Source organism: Nonomuraea sp. LPB2021202275-12-8, from assembly GCF_037044575.1.
Taxonomy (GTDB): Bacteria; Actinomycetota; Actinomycetes; order Streptosporangiales; family Streptosporangiaceae; genus Nonomuraea.
Window position 1 is genome coordinate 1 of record NZ_JBAHWD010000099.1, and the last position, 2,264, is coordinate 2,264.

Below are 2,264 nucleotides of genomic sequence, written 5' to 3' on the forward strand. Positions count from 1 at the left end.
CTTCCGCCAGTGCTTCCGCTCAGCTCTTCCGCTCACTCAGGACGCAGAACTCGTTGCCTTCCGGGTCGAGGAGGGTCACCCAGTGCTGCTCGTCCTGCACGGTGTCGAGGCGCCGGGCACCGAGGGAGAGCAGCCGGGCGACCTCGGCCACCTGGTCGTCGGGGCGGAAGTCGGGGTGGAGCCGGTTCTTCGACGTCTTGCCCTCGGGGACAGGCACGAAGAGCAGCCCCGGCATCCGGTCCGGCTCAGGCCGGATCTCGATGATCTCCTCAGATTCGTCGACCACAACCCAGCCGAGAGCCTCGGCCCACCAGCGCCCGAGAGCGACAGGGTCGGCGGAGTCAACGATGATCTGTTCCCATTCCAGTGCCATGGGCTTGAGCATAGACAAGACCGGCGGCCCGGCCCGCAAGGGGTCGAGCCGAGCTACGAGCAGAAGCGGCCAACGGTCGATCATGTTCGTGATCTCGGAAGTGGACTGGGCGAGTTTCGGAGTCCTGGAGTGCGGAATCTCGGAAGTACAGCCTGGAATCCACTTCCGAGATTGGCTCATCTCAGAAGTACGGCTGGCCCCGAGTCGTACGGCGGAGCTCGAACCCCACTGGCCCTCTGAACGCGGCGCCAGGATCGGGCTGCAGCGCATCAATTCCCGCTTCGCCGCCTACCGCGACGCGCTCGGCCTCGATCCCGGACTGGACTTCCACGGGCTGAGACGCTCCTACGTCACCCACCTCATCGAGGCGGGCCGCGACCCGCTGTTCGTCCAGTTCCAATGCGGCCACGAGCACGCCAGCACGACGTCTCTCTACACCTGCGTTTCTTCCGACTTTCGCACCCGCACCCTGCGCCGGGCCCTGGACGAGACCTTGGCAGCCGCCCTCGAACCCGCTAGGAGATCCCGATGAAACGCCAGGTCAGCTACCAATGGCGGCTGCGCGAAATCATGGCCGCCCACGGCATGTTCACCATCAGCGACCTGGTCCCGCTGCTGGCCGAGCGGGGCATCGACCTGTCGGTATCTCAGGTGCACCGGCTGGCCACCGGCATTCCGGAACGGCTGTCGCTGCCCGTGCTCGCCGCGCTCTGCGACATCTTCACCTGCACCCCCGGCCGAGCTGATCGCCACCAAGGCCGAGAACGCCGTCGTCCGCAAGACCGCTACCGACAACGGCCCGGTGAACCTCAACGCCAGGCGACCGACCCGCGCCCGCCTCCGCCCAGAAGCATGAACATACCGCCGCTGGCCTGCGACAACTGCGGGACCGAAGGGTGGAGATACCGGCGCGGGCTCTGCGGCCCGTGCGCCCTGGCCGCCGACCTGCGGGCCGTCCTGGACGGCGGGGACGGCGGCATCCGGCCCGAGCTGCTGCCCTTCTTCGAGGGCTTCCGCACGATGACCAATCCCCGGGCAGGCATCCAATGGATCTTCACCCCGCACGTTCACCAGATGCTCCGGAGCCTGGCCGACCCGGCAACGCCCATCACCCACGAGGCGCTGGATGAGATGTCACCCTGGCGCTCGGTCGCCTACCTGCGGGACCTGCTGATGCTGCACGGCGTTCTGCCTCGCGTCGACCGGCACCTTATTCTGTTCCAGCGGTGGCTTCGCGACACCCTCACCGAGATCACCGACCCTGACCACCAGCACGTCATCACCAGGTTCGCCACCTGGCACGTGCTGCATCGACTCCGGCGCTTCGCCGAGCGCGGGCCGGTCACCGCCACGCAAACGGACTCGGGCCGCGCCGAGGTCAGGCAAGCCATCGCGTTCCTGAATTGGCTCAGCCAGCGTGGTCGTGAGCTGTCGAGCTGCGGCCAAGCTGACATCGACGCCTGGTATGCCGGCGCCTACAACGCTCGCCGACGCACCCATGCCTTCCTGCGATGGGCCATGCGCGCCAAGCGCCTGCACCGGATGACCCTCCCGCACCAGACCACCACCAACCCGGCGCCCATCAGCCAGCACCAGCGCCTGGCCATGCTCCGCCGTCTCCTCTGAGGTTCCCCCCGAGGTGAGGACATCCCCGACAATGGATCTTGGTCCATAGAGGGGAGCCTTCGGGTGGCACGACCGTCGAAGTTCGGCGATGAGTTCAAGCGAGACGCGGTGAGGCTGGTCCGTACGACGGGCCGGACCTGCGCCGATGTGGCGCGGGAGCTCGGGATGAACCGCGAGACCTTGCGGACATGGGTGCGTGAGGCCGAGTCCGAGGACGACATGTCGGGCGGAGGCTTGGGCAAGGCCGAGCGCGACGAGCTAGCCC

At 67.5% G+C, this 2,264-nt stretch carries 4 protein-coding genes; 3 read left to right on the top strand and 1 reads right to left on the bottom strand.

What is annotated here, in order from left to right:
* Nucleotides 1–19: 19 nt before the first annotated feature.
* Nucleotides 20–373, bottom strand: coding sequence for a VOC family protein (locus V5E28_RS48780; protein ID WP_336213257.1), 354 nt, complete (start codon nucleotides 371–373; stop codon nucleotides 20–22).
* 82 nt (nucleotides 374–455) lie between these two features.
* Here V5E28_RS48780 and V5E28_RS48785 point away from each other — a divergent pair, with 82 nt between their 5' ends.
* The 3 genes from V5E28_RS48785 to V5E28_RS48795 all read left to right on the top strand — a co-directional run.
* Nucleotides 456–905 (top strand): tyrosine-type recombinase/integrase, encoded by a 450-nt coding sequence (locus tag V5E28_RS48785; RefSeq protein WP_336217153.1) that lies wholly within the window; start codon nucleotides 456–458, stop codon nucleotides 903–905.
* A complete protein-coding gene (locus tag V5E28_RS48790; RefSeq protein WP_336217154.1) occupies nucleotides 902–1,999 on the top strand; it encodes a helix-turn-helix domain-containing protein in 1,098 nt (365 codons plus the stop codon). Before V5E28_RS48785 ends, V5E28_RS48790 begins: the two co-directional genes overlap by 4 nt.
* 63 nt (nucleotides 2,000–2,062) lie before the next feature.
* Nucleotides 2,063–2,264, top strand: a 202-nt coding sequence (locus V5E28_RS48795; protein ID WP_336217155.1) for a transposase, incomplete at its 3' end; no start/stop codon positions are given.